General features: G+C 53.6%; 16 protein-coding genes. 11 read left to right on the top strand and 5 right to left on the bottom strand.

The window, feature by feature from the left end; genetic code table 11:
* Positions 1–24: 24 nt before the first annotated feature.
* Positions 25–1086, top strand: a complete 1062-nt coding sequence (locus FJV47_RS00610; protein ID WP_159609212.1) for a PLP-dependent cysteine synthase family protein — start codon at positions 25–27, stop codon at positions 1084–1086.
* A 15-nt stretch (positions 1087–1101) separates the two neighbouring features.
* Here the strand turns inward: FJV47_RS00610 and FJV47_RS00605 are convergent, their stop codons facing one another.
* Positions 1102–1461, bottom strand: a complete 360-nt coding sequence (locus FJV47_RS00605) for a cupin domain-containing protein (RefSeq protein WP_159609211.1) — start codon at positions 1459–1461, stop codon at positions 1102–1104.
* Between the two features lie 159 nt (positions 1462–1620).
* On the opposite strand from FJV47_RS00605, the gene poxB reads away from it, so the two are divergent.
* From poxB to FJV47_RS00570, 7 genes are all read left to right on the top strand, one after another.
* On the top strand, positions 1621–3345 hold the full coding sequence (gene poxB / locus FJV47_RS00600) for a ubiquinone-dependent pyruvate dehydrogenase (protein ID WP_159609210.1): 1725 nt from the start codon (positions 1621–1623) through the stop codon (positions 3343–3345).
* A 76-nt stretch (positions 3346–3421) separates the two neighbouring features.
* Complete coding sequence (locus FJV47_RS00595) at positions 3422–4156, top strand: YggS family pyridoxal phosphate-dependent enzyme (RefSeq protein WP_159609209.1); 735 nt, start codon at positions 3422–3424, stop codon at positions 4154–4156.
* A gap of 554 nt (positions 4157–4710) precedes the next feature.
* Positions 4711–4941 (top strand): glutaredoxin-like protein NrdH, encoded by a 231-nt coding sequence (gene nrdH / locus FJV47_RS00590; RefSeq protein WP_159609208.1) that lies wholly within the window; start codon positions 4711–4713, stop codon positions 4939–4941.
* A 44-nt stretch (positions 4942–4985) separates the two neighbouring features.
* Positions 4986–5471: a class Ib ribonucleoside-diphosphate reductase assembly flavoprotein NrdI gene (gene nrdI / locus FJV47_RS00585; RefSeq protein WP_159609207.1), complete on the top strand. Its 486-nt coding sequence runs from the start codon at positions 4986–4988 to the stop codon at positions 5469–5471.
* Complete coding sequence (gene nrdE, locus FJV47_RS00580; protein WP_159609206.1) at positions 5468–7606, top strand: class 1b ribonucleoside-diphosphate reductase subunit alpha; 2139 nt, start codon at positions 5468–5470, stop codon at positions 7604–7606. Before nrdI ends, nrdE begins: the two co-directional genes overlap by 4 nt.
* 213 nt (positions 7607–7819) lie before the next feature.
* The gene (gene nrdF, locus FJV47_RS00575) at positions 7820–8794 is read left to right on the top strand and encodes a class 1b ribonucleoside-diphosphate reductase subunit beta (protein WP_159609205.1); all 975 of its coding nucleotides are present in this window, start codon (positions 7820–7822) and stop codon (positions 8792–8794) included.
* Between the two features lie 222 nt (positions 8795–9016).
* Positions 9017–10255, top strand: a complete 1239-nt coding sequence (locus FJV47_RS00570) for an FAD-dependent oxidoreductase (protein ID WP_159609204.1) — start codon at positions 9017–9019, stop codon at positions 10253–10255.
* Positions 10256–10314: 59 nt separating this feature from the next.
* Here FJV47_RS00570 and FJV47_RS00565 read toward each other — a convergent pair whose 3' ends face one another.
* Positions 10315–10518, bottom strand: a complete 204-nt coding sequence (locus tag FJV47_RS00565) for a cold-shock protein (protein ID WP_013349123.1) — start codon at positions 10516–10518, stop codon at positions 10315–10317.
* A gap of 608 nt (positions 10519–11126) precedes the next feature.
* Positions 11127–12050: an NAD(P)/FAD-dependent oxidoreductase gene (locus FJV47_RS00560; protein ID WP_159609203.1), complete on the bottom strand. Its 924-nt coding sequence runs from the start codon at positions 12048–12050 to the stop codon at positions 11127–11129.
* A gap of 76 nt (positions 12051–12126) precedes the next feature.
* On the opposite strand from FJV47_RS00560, the gene FJV47_RS00555 reads away from it, so the two are divergent.
* Together FJV47_RS00555 and FJV47_RS00550 are read left to right on the top strand one after the other, a co-directional pair.
* A complete protein-coding gene (locus FJV47_RS00555) occupies positions 12127–12702 on the top strand; it encodes a helix-turn-helix transcriptional regulator (RefSeq protein WP_159609202.1) in 576 nt (191 codons plus the stop codon).
* A 72-nt stretch (positions 12703–12774) separates the two neighbouring features.
* On the top strand, positions 12775–13593 hold the full coding sequence (locus FJV47_RS00550; RefSeq protein ID WP_159609201.1) for a thioesterase family protein: 819 nt from the start codon (positions 12775–12777) through the stop codon (positions 13591–13593).
* Between the two features lie 16 nt (positions 13594–13609).
* Here the strand turns inward: FJV47_RS00550 and FJV47_RS00545 are convergent, their stop codons facing one another.
* Positions 13610–14206, bottom strand: coding sequence for a uridine kinase (locus FJV47_RS00545; protein ID WP_159609200.1), 597 nt, complete (start codon positions 14204–14206; stop codon positions 13610–13612).
* A 95-nt stretch (positions 14207–14301) separates the two neighbouring features.
* On the opposite strand from FJV47_RS00545, the gene FJV47_RS00540 reads away from it, so the two are divergent.
* Entirely contained in the window at positions 14302–15033 is a 732-nt protein-coding gene (locus FJV47_RS00540) for a lipoate--protein ligase family protein (protein ID WP_159609199.1), read from the top strand.
* A 94-nt stretch (positions 15034–15127) separates the two neighbouring features.
* Here FJV47_RS00540 and FJV47_RS00535 read toward each other — a convergent pair whose 3' ends face one another.
* A complete protein-coding gene (locus tag FJV47_RS00535) occupies positions 15128–15406 on the bottom strand; it encodes a mycoredoxin (RefSeq protein WP_159609198.1) in 279 nt (92 codons plus the stop codon).
* Positions 15407–15441 lie beyond the last annotated feature (35 nt).

Raw genomic sequence — 15441 nt, 5'->3', positions numbered from 1 at the left:
GTGAGCCACGGTTAGAGTTGAGTCATGACTGATCTTTGGGTGCGACAAGCAATTTCTCAACTCAACGCCGATGCAAATCGTAGCGCAGACACACACCTTTTGAGGTTCGAGCTTCCTGCGCACTGGGGGATCGAGCTGTATCTGAAGGATGAGTCGGTGCACCCGACGGGATCGCTGAAACACAGGCTTGCCCGCTCACTCATTTTGTACGGTTTGGTGAACGGAAAAATCACCGAGGGAACCACGCTGGTAGAAGCCTCCAGTGGTTCTACCGCTGTATCTGAGGCTTACTTTTCACGCATGCTAGGACTCGAATTTATTGCAGTAGTACCGGCTTCTACGAGTACTGAGAAGATTAAGCTCATTGAATTTTATGGTGGCCGTTGCCATCTCGTAGATTCTGCTGGGCAGATGGATGTCGCTGCTCGCCAACTCGCGGCAGAGACGGGTGGTTATTATCTGGACCAATTCACCTATGCGGAACGGGCCACCGATTGGCGAGGGAACAACAACATTGCCGAATCGGTCTACGCGCAGATGTCTGCCGAACCACACCCCATCCCCAGCTGGATAGTGGTGGGTGCCGGAACCGGAGGAACCAGCGCCACCTTTGGCCGCTATGCACGCTACAAGCAACATGAAACCCGCATCTGCGTTGGTGACCCAGAAGGCTCATCCTTCTATGAAAGCTGGCGTACCGGGAATCGTGAATATGCCTCAGGCACCGGCTCTCGAATCGAAGGAATTGGCCGGCCCAAGGTCGAGCCATCCTTCATGCCCGGGGTCATCGACCACATGATTCAGGTTCCCGATGCCGCCTCCCTGGCAGCTATGCACTTACTACGATCTAAGACCCGCTATTTTGCCGGCGGCTCCACCGGCACGAATCTCTACGCAGCCCTGCAAGTCATCGCGCGGATGCTGGAAAATGGCGAGCAGGGAAGCGTGGTTACGCTGATCTGTGATTCCGGCGAGCGCTACGAGAATACCTGTTACAACCAAGACTGGCTTGATGAGCAGGGATTGGAGTTGCAACCCTACATTCAGGCGATGGAGCAGTTCCTGTCCACCGGAGTGTTCAAGTAGTAGCCGCGAGGCAACCTAGTGTGATCGGAGCTTGGGCATCAGGCCGGTGGTGCGTTTTCTTTGGTGCACCGAAAAATAGGCGAGTCCTGTTTCGTGTGCGATGAATTCGCGTTGCGAGCGTGCCGGAAGGTAGATGATATCTCCCGGTTCCAATGTGATCCGCTCGGTGTCGCTGATTAGCTCGCCTGAGCCTGTCAGGATGTGAAGGACGACGTCGATCTCTGGCCCCTGATGTCTCTGGATCTTAGCTCCCGGAGCCAGCGAGATTACGTTGGCATCCAGGTCTCTTTGCTCAGGCTGAAGTTTCCAGATGGCGCCGTTGCTAGTTCCGAGTGGAAGCTGGTTGGTGTTGGCCATGCGGCTCGGTTGGGTCATGGTCTCAGCCTAACTAAGACGTGGTGCAGGTGTGGGCGCAGACACTGCCCGCTGTGCTCAGCGGAACGACGCCAACTAGCGGTTACCCATGGCACTGGAGTGATCAGCGCAGTACTGTGAGCAGTAGACCAACTAAAGATTGTGTGCAGGAGGAATGTTTTGCCAAATGTAGCCGACCACCTGATCGAACAGCTTGATACCCAAGGGGTGCGCCGAATATATGGCATCCCGGGGGACTCCCTTAACGGTCTGACCGATGCCTTGCGTGAAAACGGTCGCATGGAGTGGATTCATCATCGTCATGAGGAAGCTGCCGCTTTTGCCGCCGCAGCCGAAGCTGAAATCACCGGGGAACTAGCGGTGTGTGTAGGCTCTTGTGGACCGGGAAACCTCCATCTCATTAATGGTCTGTATGACGCCAATCGTTCCCGCGTCCCAGTCTTGGCCATTGCTGCTCAGATCCCCACCGATGAGATTGGTTCCAACTATTTCCAGGAAACCAACCCGGTGGAAGTTTTCCGTGGTTGCTCGGTGTATGCCGAGCAAGTTTCTGACCCAAAGCAAATGCCCCGCATGTTGCGCATTGCGATGCGTGAAGCCATCGAGAAACGTGGGGTGGCCGTGCTGGTCATTTCCGGTGATGTTGCGCTCTCGGAGATGGAACGCACCGGAACTCAGCTAATCGCCAAGACCAATCCGCGGGTCTTGCCCAACGAACAGGAGCTCGAGCAGGCAGCCGAGATCCTTGAAGGCTCTCGCAAGGTCACCATCCTCGCCGGTGCCGGCGTAGCAGGAGCCCATGATGAGGTTGTGGCACTAGCCGATAAATTGGCGGCCCCGATCGTGCACGCGATGCGCGGTAAAGAACATATCGAGTATGACAACCCATTTGACGTGGGGATGACCGGCCTGCTGGGCTTTGCCTCCGGCGCCAAGGCGATCGCCGAGTGCGACGTACTGCTGATGCTCGGTACCGACTTCCCGTATCAGCAGTTCTATCCACAGAATGCCACGATCATCCAGGTAGATATTCGCGGTGAGCAGATCGGACGGCGTACCAAGGTAGACGTACCTTTGGTCGGAACCGTCAAAGATACCGCTGCTGCGCTCAATGCGCTGCTTCCGGTTCAAACACACCGTAAGCACCTGGAGCATGCACTTGAGCACTATCGCAAGACGCGCACCAAACTAGATGAACTGGCTGAACCTTCAAAACCAGGGACGGCAATTCACCCACAGTATTTGGCGCGCCTGATTGATCAGGCGGCCGATGATGACGCGGTCTTCACCGCCGACGTGGGTTCGCCAGTGATTTGGGCAGCACGCTATTTGAGCATGACCGGCAAGCGACGTGTCCTGGGTTCCTTCAACCATGGATCGATGGCTAACGCCTTGATGCAGGCTCTGGGCGCCCAGGCGGTGGATCGTGGCCGTCAGGTCATTGCTTTCGCCGGAGACGGAGGGTTGGCAATGATGCTCGGCGAGTTATTGACGGCCACACAGAATAAGCTGCCGGTCAAGGTAGTGGTCTTTAACAACTCGTCGTTGAATTTTGTTGAGTTGGAGATGAAGGCCGCCGGCTTTGTTACCTATGCAACCGACCTGCAGAATCCCGATTTTGGTGCAGTGGCTACCGCAGCGGGCCTGAAGGGCTACCGGGTGGAGGACTCGACGCAGCTCGAGGCGACCGTCAAGGAATTCTTGGCTCATGATGGACCGGCCGTTCTTGATGTGATCACCGATCGTCAAGAGATGTCGATGCCACCTAATATAAAGCTGGAACAGGCCAAGGGCTTTGCCCTGTATGCCATCCGCACGGTCCTTTCTGGCCGCGGCGACGAGCTATTGGACCTGGCCAAGACCAACTGGCGTCAAGTGTTCTAATCATTTTTGTTTATGCTTGTTGCTGGCGCCTTTTTGGCGCCAGCAACATTTTTGTGAGAGCTAGAAAGTAGGCGTCTTGACTTCGCAACCTGCTGCCGCACATGCGGCCACCACCGAGGACTTCGTTAATAACCTAGCGGCGGTGAACCAACGTATCGCTGCAGCCGCGAGCACTGCAGGCCGTGAAGCGCGCTCAGTTCGACTCTTGCCAGTAACCAAGACCATCGACATCGAACGCCTGTCCCTAGCTATCGCTGCAGGGGTAGATACCTTGGGCGAAAACAAGGTTCAGGAAGCCCAGAGTAAGCATGAAGCGTTCCGAGAACGCTTTGAGCACCTGCGCTATGCCGTCATTGGGCCGCTACAAACCAATAAGGCAAAGTTCGTCGCGCAGTTCGCTCACGAGTTTCATGCGTTGGATTCGTTGAAGCTTGCTCAGACCCTGCAGCGTCGTCTGGAGTTGGAGGACCGTTCACTAGAGGTCTTCATTCAGGTCAATACCTCCGGGGAAGAGAGCAAGTCCGGGATTGCTGCATCGGCTGCGCCGGCACTCCTTGACGGCCTTTCCTCGCTGGATCGTCTTACGCCGGTGGGACTGATGACCATGGCCGCCAACACAACAGATGAGCATCAGATCCGTGCAAGCTTCTCGTCCTTACGCGAAACTCTAGAGTCATTACAGCCAAACGCCCCGCAGGGCTTCAAGCACCTGTCGATGGGAATGAGCGGCGACTATGAGCTGGCCATCGCCGAGGGCGCCACTGTGGTGCGTGTAGGCCAGGGGATTTTCGGGGCTCGCAACTACGCCTAGCCTCGGTTAGCAATTTTTGGACTGTATCAAGTTTGCAGATGGGCAGTTAGCTTTTCTTCGCTGGCTGCCCATAGTTGTGTGCAGGCCGTAGAAATGCGAATGGGAATGTGTTGTGCACAGCGCGCGCCATGGACGCCAAATTGTCGGCCCCTAGAACCACACTAGATGTAGTGGTTCGTTCGGGAAGGGGTGGACTAGATGTAGTAATGAGAACACGCCGAGAATCTTGTCACAGAATAATTTTTAACCCACATGCTCCAGCGTTGAAGCTGTGGAAAAAGTTGCGCGGACCCCGAAAAATCGCGGTTTAAACGGGGTCAAATATCCACAGTTCCTGTGGACGTAGCGGGGGAAGAATGACATACTTGTAATACATCATCTTGTGGCTGCTTGACCGGCTAAACACAACATGTAGTATTGAACCCGTTGGTGCGGCTCGCACCAGTAGCACCTCGAAAACCCTGTTTTTGAGGCATCCGAGAGGACAGCTGGGAAATTCCATCAACAGATGGAAACCGGCCAACATCAAGAATTTTCTAAAGGGGATCAGGGACATGGCCATCACCGTTTACACGAAGCCTTCCTGCGTTCAGTGCAACGCTACTTACCGTGCGTTGGATAAGAAGGGCGTCGAGTACAACAAGGTCGACATCTCACAGGATGCCGCTGCTTTGGAGCACGTTCGCGGCCTGGGGTACATGCAGGCACCTGTCGTTATTACCGACGATGATCACTGGTCGGGTTTCCGCCCAGACAAGATCGCTGAGCTGGCTCCAGCTAACTAAGCTCTAGCACTTTCCGCTCACTTTTTGTAGTGGAGGCAATAAAGATGTCACCCACAGCACTTGCTGATAAGCAAAACGCTGAGGCCCACGAATCAGTGGAACTCACCAAATCGAAGTTGATTTATTTCTCTTCAGTTTCTGAGAACACCAAACGATTCGTGGACAAACTTGAGATCGACGCGGCTCGGATCCCGGTCTACGCAACCGAGCCGCCGCTCATTTCCACCGCACCATATGTTTTGCTTATCCCCACCTATGGGGGAGAGCGCGGCAAGCACTCCATCGTTCCGCAGATCATGAAGTTCCTGCGCTACGACGAAAACCGAGCAAACCTTCGTGGAGTGATCGGTGCGGGGAACACAAACTTCGGCGAGTACTACTGCATCGCGGCTAAACGAATCGCTCAGAAATGCAACGTACCCGTACTTTACACATTCGAACTTATGGGAACGTCGGAAGACGTACTCAAAGTCAAAGAAGGGCTTGAAACCTTTTGGACACCAGTGTCGCAGAATTGGCAGGAACGATGACGAGCTCAAAGGAGCTCCCAGCCCAGTTCCAGGGCTTGAGCTACAACGACCTGAACGCCATGCTGAACCTCTACGGTCCAGATGGAAAGATTCAGTTTGAAGTAGACCGTTACGCGGCCCGTCAGTACTTCTTGGATCACGTGAACAACAACACCGTGTTCTTCCACGATCTTGACGAGAAGCTCGAATACCTCGTCAAGCATGAGTACTACGAGCGCGAAACCCTTGACCAGTACTCGATGAACTTCATTCGTGACCTGTTCAAGCACGCGTTTAATAAGAAGTTCCGTTTTGAAACTTTCTTGGGCGCTTTCAAGTTCTACACCTCGTACACGCTGAAAACTTTTGACGGCAAGCGTTACTTGGAGCGTTACGAAGACCGCGTGTGCATGGTTGCCCTGCACCTGGCTCGCGGTGATGAGCAGCTGGCAACTCGCCTTGTCGATGAAATCATCGATGGTCGCTTCCAGCCTGCTACCCCAACTTTCCTCAACGCTGGTAAGGCTCAGCGTGGCGAACTGGTTTCCTGCTTCTTGCTTCGTATTGAAGACAACATGGAGTCCATCGCCCGCGCGGTCAACTCGTCCTTGCAGCTCTCGAAGCGTGGTGGCGGTGTCGCTCTGTCGCTGACCAACCTGCGCGAACACGGCGCGCCGATCAAGCAGATCGAGAACCAGTCCTCAGGTGTCATCCCAGTGATGAAGCTTCTTGAGGATTCCTTCTCCTACGCTAACCAGCTCGGTGCACGTCAGGGTGCCGGTGCGGTCTACCTGAACGCACACCACCCAGACATCTACCGTTTCTTGGACACTAAGCGTGAGAACGCCGACGAGAAGATCCGTATCAAGACCCTCTCCTTGGGCGTTGTTATCCCAGATGTCACCTTCGAACTTGCTCGCAAGAACGAAGACATGTACCTCTTCAGCCCGTACGATGTAGAACGCGTATACGGCGTTCCATTCAGCGAAGTCTCGGTGACTGAAAAGTACTACGAGATGGTTGATGACTCGCGCATCAAGAAGTCTAAGATCAGCGCGCGCGAATTCTTCCAGACGCTGGCTGAGATTCAGTTCGAGTCCGGTTACCCGTACATCATGTTCGAAGACACCGTGAATAAGGCGAACCCAATCGAGGGTCGCATCACCATGTCGAACCTGTGCTCGGAAATTCTGCAGGTTTCCTCGGCTTCCGAGTTCGGTGATGACTTGAGCTACTCCAAGGTGGGCAAGGATATCTCTTGCAACCTTGGCTCGATGAACATTGCCAAGGCAATGGACGGCAAGGATCTTGCTACCTCGGTAGATATTGCGATCCGTGCACTGAGCGCAGTTTCGGATATGTCCTACATCGGCTCGGTACCTTCGATTGCAGACGGCAACCGTAAGTCGCACGCCATCGGCCTTGGCCAGATGAACCTGCACGGCTTCCTTGCTCGTGAGCACATCTACTACGGTTCTGAAGAAGGCATCGACTTTACCAACATCTATTTCTACACGATTCTGTTCCATGCGCTGACCGCTTCGAACAAGATCGCGATTGAACGTGGTGAAACCTTCGATAACTTCGAGAACTCGAAGTACGCATCGGGCGAATTCTTCGACAAGTACACCGAGCAGCAGTGGGTACCAGCAACTGAGCGCGTGCGCGAGCTCTTTGCAGACATGCACATTCCTACCCAGGAAGACTGGAACGCGCTGAAGGCTTCGGTCATGGAGCACGGTATCTACAACCAGAACCTGCAGGCCGTGCCACCAACCGGTTCGATCTCGTACATCAACAACTCGACTTCTTCGATCCACCCGGTCGCAGCAAAGATCGAGATCCGCAAGGAAGGTAAGATCGGCCGCGTTTACTACCCGGCCCCTTACATGAACAACGAGAACATCGATTTCTACGAGGATGCTTACGAAATCGGTTACGAGAAGATCATTGACACCTACGCCGCGGCTACTCAGCACGTGGACCAGGGCCTGTCGTTGACGCTGTTCTTCAAGGACACCGTAACTACTCGTGACATCAACAAGGCACAGATCTACGCATGGCGTAAGGGCATTAAGAGCCTTTACTACATCCGTCTGCGCCAGATGGCATTGGAAGGCACCGAGGTTGAGGGTTGCGTTTCCTGCGCACTGTAAAGCCTGTAATTAGTACCCGTATCATAGGGCGCTAATATCACGAAGTGGCTGCCGTTTGGTCCCGTCCAGCGGCAGCCACTTTGTATAAAAACACATGTCAGATCACACGAGATCTGAGCCTAGATTTGTGTTTTGCTGACTCTGCGCTGTTAGGAGAAACGGTAGAGTTGGTAGCAAAGTTCGTTACACCATTTAGCTTTTCGATGAGGGGCAATGACCGAGAAGATTCAGCTCACCAATAAGGTTGAAGCGATCAACTGGAACCGTATCCAGGATGACAAAGACGTTGAGGTGTGGAACCGCCTAGTCAATAACTTCTGGCTTCCAGAAAAGGTGCCGCTGTCCAACGACATTCAGTCGTGGGGTACCTTAACTGAAGACGAAAAGTTGCTGACCATGCGTGTGTTCACCGGTCTGACCCTGCTTGACACCATTCAGGGCACCGTGGGCGCAGTGTCGTTGATTCCCGACGCCATCACGCCTCACGAAGAGGCTGTGTACACCAACATTGCGTTCATGGAGTCGGTGCACGCAAAGAGCTACTCATCGATCTTCTCGACCCTAGCCTCCACCAAGGAAATTGACGAAGCTTTCCGCTGGTCCACTGAGAACGTGAACCTTCAGCGTAAGGCCCAGATCATTGAGGGTTACTACCATGGTGAGGATCCGCTCAAGCGCAAGATCGCTTCGACCTTGCTTGAGTCATTCCTGTTCTACTCAGGCTTCTACCTTCCAATGCACTGGTCTTCCCACGCCAAGCTGACTAACACCGCTGACTTGATCCGTCTGATCATTCGCGATGAAGCCGTTCACGGTTACTACATCGGCTACAAGTTCCAAAAGGGTTTGGAAGGCGCGAGCGAAGAACGCAAGCAGGAGTTGAAAGACTACACCTTCGAGCTCATGTACGAACTGTACGAAAACGAAGTTCAGTACACCCACGATCTTTATGATCCAGTGGGTCTTTCAGAGGACGTGAAGAAGTTCTTGCACTACAACGCCAACAAGGCGCTGATGAACTTGGGCTACGAGGCGATGTTCCCATCGACCGTTACCGATGTTTCCCCAGCCATTCTGGCCGCGTTAAGCCCGAATGCTGATGAGAATCACGACTTCTTCTCCGGTTCAGGATCCTCCTACGTTATCGGTAAGGCCGTTAACACCGAAGACGAGGACTGGGACTTCTAACCGACTCTTCCAACGGCTCGAAAGCGGCCAGGCTCTGCAGTAATTCGCAGAGCCTGGCCGCTTTGCGTTACCGGTCAAAATTCCTTTTTATCGTCAACTGACTCAGTGCGCGAACAATGCAGAAACCGTATTCGTGGCGTCAAAGTCGACTGTGAGTACTACCCACGCGTAAGCATTAGTGACAAGGTGGAACCAGCAAGGAGTCTCCGAAAGGAATCAACAATGGAGTTCGATACGAAGTGCGTCATTGCTGGGGGAGGACCTGCCGGAATGGTGGCAGGACTATTGCTGGCCCGTTGTGGGGTTCCGGTAGTGGTACTTGAGAAGCATGCAGACTTCCTCCGAGATTTCCGTGGTGATACGATCCACCCTTCGACCCTGCAGTTGCTTGACGAGCTTGGCTTGATGTCCGAATTTGAGAAGATCAATTTCAGTACGGTGAGTCAAGCACAGTTTCCTTCTGGTGACGGAAGCGCTACTACCGTCGTGAACCTAGCCAAACTAAAGCATCCCTATCCGTTCATTGCCATGGCGCCTCAATGGGATTTCTTAAATCTGTTGGCTCGTGCGGGAGAGGCCGAAGACAACTTTGAGTTACGCATGAATTGCCAAGTCCTCGATGTGCTCAGTGAAGGAGACCGAATCGTTGGTGTCCGGTATTCCAGCCCAGACGGTATACAAGATCTAAAAGCCCTGCTAACGATCGCCGCTGACGGACGATGGTCAAGGGTTCGCGACGTTGCCGGAATCGCCATGAAAGATTACTCAGTACCGTTGGATGTCTGGTGGTTCAAAGTACCAGGTGTACTGAAGCGTCCTAATGCGCTATCACCAGCTTTTGCCCAAGACAAGACATTCGTCTTGATTCCGCGAAGCGATTATGTGCAGACGGCGATGCTTTTGCCCAAGGGAATGGATGCAGAGATCAGGGCTCAAGGTGTTGATGCTTGGCGAAGGTCAATCGTGGAAGCTGCTCCGGAACTGACTGAAGGAGTTAGTAAGCTGAGCTTGGACGATGCGAAATTACTGGACGTCAAACTTAATCGTGCACGGCGTTGGTGGAGATCCGGGCTTCTATGTATCGGTGACGCGGCGCATGCTATGAGCCCGGTTGGTGGGGTCGGTATCAACCTTGCAGTCCAGGATGCTGTGGCGGCCGCCAGAATTTTGGCAGAGCCACTTAGGACATTGAAGATCTCCGATAGGGACGTTGCCAATGTTCAGAATCGACGTTTAGCTCCTACCATCGTTGTACAGTCGATTCAGCGGCTGATGCATCTAGGATTACGTCGGGTTATGCGAGGTAGCGAAGAAGTCGCTTTGCCTGCTTCGGTGGCATCTCTGCTGCGCCGTTTTCCTAAGATTGGGGTGATACCGGCTCGATTGCTTGCAGTCGGTGTTATCCAGGAGCATTCTCCATTAGAGGCACGCAGAACTGCTGGAAACGATTTGCCCGGTTAAACACATCGAAGGTGCAGTTCCAACCCTTGCGGGGGAACTACACCTTCGAAGGAAGTCTCTTAGCGAGCCTGGATGTTGGTTGCCTGTGGGCCCTTTGGACCAGCTTCCAGGGTGTACTCAACGGTCTGGCCCTCTTCCAAGCTACGGAAACCGAAGCTCTGGATAGCGCTGTAGTGTGCGAAAACGTCAGCAGATCCATCAGAAGGAGCGATGAAGCCGAAGCCCTTTTCAGCGTTGAACCATTTTACGGTGCCAGTGGCCATAATGTTATTTCCTTATTTATTGATTGGCCACGTTGTGGCCTGGTTGCCGATTCGAAGTTCCGAACCGGAAAATTTGGGGGTTACCTCGAGCAGAGCTGCCGAGAACGTTTCACCTGCCGTCGATACGGACCATCGAATACTGATTTTGCCGGTATCGGCCAAAACGGGAGTCGCTGCACTTGCTTAAACATCATCGGTTTCCAGGCTGCTAACGGGTAATGACCCCACGCTAGCGGAGTAGAACAAGGAATCCACAGAGATGTGACGTTGAAAGTCGTCGAGATGTTTTATCTGCAGTGAAGAAGAGAAGATGAAGAATTCGTTTCGGTAGGAGCTCAATCGATCCGAAGATCGGTGAACCGATTTGTAATGCACAGACGATTTGTTGGCTGTGCTACAAATCCTACTGCTAACGTCTGCCGGCGGGTGAGTCACACCTGCGGACGTCGAGGTAACGTTTAAAGCCTACCATTGATTATCCCTGCCCGCGAGGTGATAGACGCTACGTTGGCGCGTCGATGGGTTTTCCCATGGATTTCCGGGGTTTTGCGCTCCTGCCTCCCATCACCGGCTTCGCTGATGATGGGAGGTGCATGAGGATTTTGTTGTTACATCTTGCTGCGTTCAAGCTTCGAATTGAGTAGGTCGGCGTTTATTGCTGCTCCGGCCAGGGTTCCTGAGGCTGCAGCGGACATGACCATCGCCCCCAGGTTGCTCGCGTTCCCCACGGCGTAGACCCCAGGGATTGAGGTGGCCCCTGTGTCGTTGACGCCAATGAAAGTCCCGAGCGGATGGTCGGTGACCACGCCGCCCATCGACTGGAAGAGATCGGCATTTGCTTCCATACGGCTAGCGACAACTACTGTATGGGCAGGAATTGCCTCGCCGTTTTCGAGTTTGGCGGCGGTCAGTTCGCCAGAATCGTTGAACTCCAACGCGCTTACCTTTTGGTCCACCCGAGGTATATCGAGAGCTTCCAAGATTGCTGCGCCTTCGTGGCTCAGTTCGGACGGGTCGTGATTAATGAATGTGACCTTTGAGCTGAGCTGCTGGAACATCATTGCTTGGTGAGCGCTCATGGGACCACATCCTATGATGAGCAGTTCCTTATCGCGCACTTCCCATCCGTGGCAGTAGGCACAATGGATGGCACTGGATCCCCATGCGTGTTGCAAGCCTGAGATTTGAGGTAAGCGATCGGTTAACCCCGTGGCTAAGACGACCCGTTCGCAGGTATAGCTACGTTCATCAACCGTGACGCGGAAGCCATCACTAAGCGATCCGGTGAGTGCAGTCGCAGCACCGTTGATGATTTTTACGCCGTAGCCTTGGGCTTCTTCTCGACCTCGTTTTAGGACTTCAAGCGGGTTGCTACCCTCTTGGCCCAACAGATTATGGGCGTGAAGTGCTGGCGAGTTTCGAGGCTGGCCTTCGTCGATGATCAGAACTGAGCGCAGTGAACGAGCCAAAGCGACGGAGGCGGCGAGGCCGGCGCTGCCGGCGCCAATAATGATTGCTTCAAAGTGTTCCATGAGGCTTTTCCTTCTTGCGTGTGCTGGGATTTTTACCATATCGACTGTTTGCGTCAGAAGGAGTATCGTTTTGCGCATGACGCAAGAATTGGAAGTAGACCGAATCATTCGCCAACGCATTCGCACGTTACGCCAAAACCATGGGTGGTCCTTGGAATCCTTGGCCAACAAAGCATCACTGAGTGTTTCAACGCTGAGCCGTATAGAAACCGGAAGCCGACGAATAGCTCTGGACCAGCTGGTTCCTCTAGCCAAAGCTTTGGGGACAAGCCTCGACGAACTTGTTGCGACCTCAGAAGCTGAAATCATTATTCGGCCCGAGCCAATCTCTATGCCCGGGGTTACGTTATGGAAGCTCTCCACCGACGACGCAGTCAATGGGGTGAACGTGTCCAAGATGCGCATAGACCCAACACAAGCTCCGGCGCCCAGTGATTTGCGTATTCATCCAGGTAAAGAATGGTTCACTGTTCTGCTCGGCGAAGTTCAGCTGAGGCTGGGGGACCGGACCTATCATGTCAAGGCCGGGCAGTCCGCGCAGTTCGACACCATGACGCCACATGCTATGTGGGCCAAAGATGGTGTAGCCGAGATTCTAGGGATCTTGGACAGTGCAGGACAAAAAGCTCACCAACACGACACTACGGCCTAATCTGTCGGTTTGAGCTGAGCTTGGATAACCTGAGTGCAGTGCAACGATTTTTTACATTCCAGGAGGATAGCGATGACGCATCAGCTCACTGAAGAACTCGAGAAGATTCTCGCCAAAGGTGACTACTATTTCGAGTCTTTGGGACAGGGGCGCTACCGCTCGTCCGTGCACGCCCAAGGGGCCTGGAATGAACACGAGCAGCATATGGCACCGGCTTCAGGCATCTTGGCTTATGAACTGGAAAACTTTCAGCCTCGTGACGATATGCGCATCGCCCGGCTGAGCTTCGAAATCCACGGGCTAATTCACGCCGGAGAATTCGAAATCACCACCCGGATGGTGCGACCAGGGCGAACGATCGAATTGATCGAAGCTGAAATGACGGCCAAGGGTCGAACCAGCATTGTCGCCCGCGCTTGGCGCGTCATCAAAGGCGATTCTAGTCAGGTAGCTGGCATCGAGGATGCAAAGATTCCCGGCCCAGATCAGTGCGAAGTTCAACAAGTTAGCCAACGCTGGCCGGGTGGATATATTAGATCCATCGATATGCGCGCCGATAAAGATTGGCGTCTAGGTAAAGGCATCGCGTGGCTACGCGCCAAGTACGCGCTTGTTGACGCCGCGGATGCATCGGATATGGCAAAGCTTGTCGGTCTGATCGACACCGCCAATGGTGTTGCTCCACGCGTTGAACCCAGCGAAGGAACGTGGATCTATCCCAACTTGGATCTGCAGATCCATATGTACCGAGAACCCGAAGGTGCCTGGCTTGGGTTACAAGTTCAGCAGAGCTTCGGAACCGACGGAATCGGGTTGACCTCCACAGTCCTGCATGACGAAACAGGACCCTTTGGTCGCGCCGAACAGATCCTGACGGTACGCTCTCGATAACGACTAGCTAAGCTGCTCAAAGCTGAGAAAGTAGCTTCTTGAGTTCTGGCTTGGACTTGAGAACAAACTGGCGTTCACGATACTTTTCTCGATCCGCACCGTGAACCTTGAATAGCGCGTATCCACGTTTGAGCAAGAACAAGATTGGCTTACGTCGCTGGGCGACATCGCGAACAAAGCGACGAATGCCAGTTACTAATGCTGGCTCATCAACGTAGTATGCCTGCACGTTGATTCCTTTTGCGCGCAGTGGCTCGAGCAGTTCGTAAAGGAAAATTCCTTCTGCGACTATCGGGCCGTTGGCTGAGGTGATTTCCCTGTGCCCGTTGTAGCTCGAGGTGGAGATTGAATAATTCGGAACCATCGTGCTGCCCTTTTCTAGCAACTCATCGATGGCTCGTAACGCTGCTTCCTTGTTCCAGGTGCCCGAATGATCCCAATCAACTTCTCCATAAGCCGTTCGGGGGAACGGCACGGGATCACCGTCTTCGCTGAGCTGTCGGTAGTACTCATCAAGCGGCAGATGCGGGTTTCCGTACTTGGACGCGAGGTAAGATTTTCCGGATCCGGAAGGTCCGCCGATGAGGATGACAGGAGTCGAAGAATTTGGCACGCCTTTAATTATGACGCAGATTTGTCAGCAGATGATTCTCCGTCCTTGTGACATCAACTCCAGTAGTGGCCAATGCCTGAATTAGACTCGTAAGTATGAGTTTGTTCAATCCTGTCTCGGATGCTTCGTTGTCACTAGAAATTGAAGATCCTAGCGGTGACGCTGCAGCCGATTTGGAACGCGGGGTTCAGCTACTTCGAGAAATCCAAGCAGGAGATCGTGGCCCAACCTTGCGCCTCTACCGACCAGCTCGCACCTTGGCTTTTGGACAGCGAGATGTTCGTTTACCCGGATTTGAAGCGGCCAGGGATGCGGCAGAGCAACGTGGATTCATGCCTTTGGTGCGCAAAGCTGGAGGCCGGGCCGCCGCATATCATCGAGGCTCATTAATTGTTGATCATCTAGAACCCCAACAAGATGCCGTATTGAGTCAGCAAAAACGCTTTGAAGTGTTTGCCGACATTTATGCCAATGCACTGGCACGCATCGGCGTTAACGCTCAAATTGGCCCGATTCCGGGGGAGTACTGCCCTGGCGACTATTCGGTACATGGCCTGCCAACAAGTGATTCGCCTCGAAATTTCCCGGTCAAACTTGTTGGGACCGCCCAACGAGTAGTGGCTGGGGCTTGGCTTTTTTCTTCGGTGTTTGTCATCGAGGATTCCTTGCCCCTACGCCAAGTTCTTGACGACGTTTATCAGGCAATGGAAATTCCGATGGAGCCGAGCACTGTAGGTGCTGCCAACGACCTCGTTGCCGGCGTAACCACCGAAGGATTCATCACCGCGCTACTCGAGGAATATCGGGAACACGTGACGTTGAAGTAGTCCTCAGCGCAGTAGTTCTATATATCAAAAAATCGGTGCCTGAAGTTCAGACACCGATTTTTATGCGTTGAAACTTTGAATAAATCTCGAGCTATTAGGCGCCGACGCGCTCTACTACTTCTTCGATCCGTGGATTGGTGGCTGCGGTGCCGTCCGGGAAGATCAAGGTTGGAACGGTTTGGTTGCCGTTGTTGAAGGACTCTACGATTTCTGCCGTACCTTCAACTTCTTCGATATTTACCTCGGTGTAGGCCACACCCTTCTGGTCCATTAGACGCTTGAGATTACGGCAGTATCCGCACCAGCTGGTAGTGAACATCGTGACGCCACCTGCGGCAGGAACGTACTGGTCAAGGTTAGATTCGTTGCTCATACTGCGTACAACTATGCGCTGGCCCGGTTTGTTCC

It is taken from the genome of Glutamicibacter sp. JC586, from assembly GCF_009805585.1.
GTDB lineage: Bacteria > Actinomycetota > Actinomycetes > Actinomycetales > Micrococcaceae > Glutamicibacter.
This window is presented reverse-complemented; position numbering and strand designations above follow the sequence as displayed.

Bases quoted from the DNA above. Each gene is read 5' to 3' on its own strand.
- FJV47_RS00605 (WP_159609211.1), bottom strand. From the start codon at position 1,461: ATGACCCAACCGAGCCGCATGGCCAACACCAACCAGCTTCCACTCGGA.
- nrdH (WP_159609208.1), top strand. From the start codon at position 4,711: ATGGCCATCACCGTTTACACGAAGCCTTCCTGCGTTCAGTGCAACGCT.
- nrdE (WP_159609206.1), top strand. From the start codon at position 5,468: ATGACGAGCTCAAAGGAGCTCCCAGCCCAGTTCCAGGGCTTGAGCTAC.
- FJV47_RS00555 (WP_159609202.1), top strand. From the start codon at position 12,127: ATGACGCAAGAATTGGAAGTAGACCGAATCATTCGCCAACGCATTCGC.
- FJV47_RS00550 (WP_159609201.1), top strand. From the start codon at position 12,775: ATGACGCATCAGCTCACTGAAGAACTCGAGAAGATTCTCGCCAAAGGT.
- FJV47_RS00560 (WP_159609203.1), bottom strand. From the start codon at position 12,050: ATGGAACACTTTGAAGCAATCATTATTGGCGCCGGCAGCGCCGGCCTC.
- FJV47_RS00565 (WP_013349123.1), bottom strand. From the start codon at position 10,518: ATGGCCACTGGCACCGTAAAATGGTTCAACGCTGAAAAGGGCTTCGGC.
- FJV47_RS00610 (WP_159609212.1), top strand. From the start codon at position 25: ATGACTGATCTTTGGGTGCGACAAGCAATTTCTCAACTCAACGCCGAT.
- FJV47_RS00570 (WP_159609204.1), top strand. From the start codon at position 9,017: ATGGAGTTCGATACGAAGTGCGTCATTGCTGGGGGAGGACCTGCCGGA.
- nrdI (WP_159609207.1), top strand. From the start codon at position 4,986: ATGTCACCCACAGCACTTGCTGATAAGCAAAACGCTGAGGCCCACGAA.
- nrdF (WP_159609205.1), top strand. From the start codon at position 7,820: ATGACCGAGAAGATTCAGCTCACCAATAAGGTTGAAGCGATCAACTGG.
- FJV47_RS00540 (WP_159609199.1), top strand. From the start codon at position 14,302: ATGAGTTTGTTCAATCCTGTCTCGGATGCTTCGTTGTCACTAGAAATT.
- FJV47_RS00535 (WP_159609198.1), bottom strand. From the start codon at position 15,406: ATGAGCAACGAATCTAACCTTGACCAGTACGTTCCTGCCGCAGGTGGC.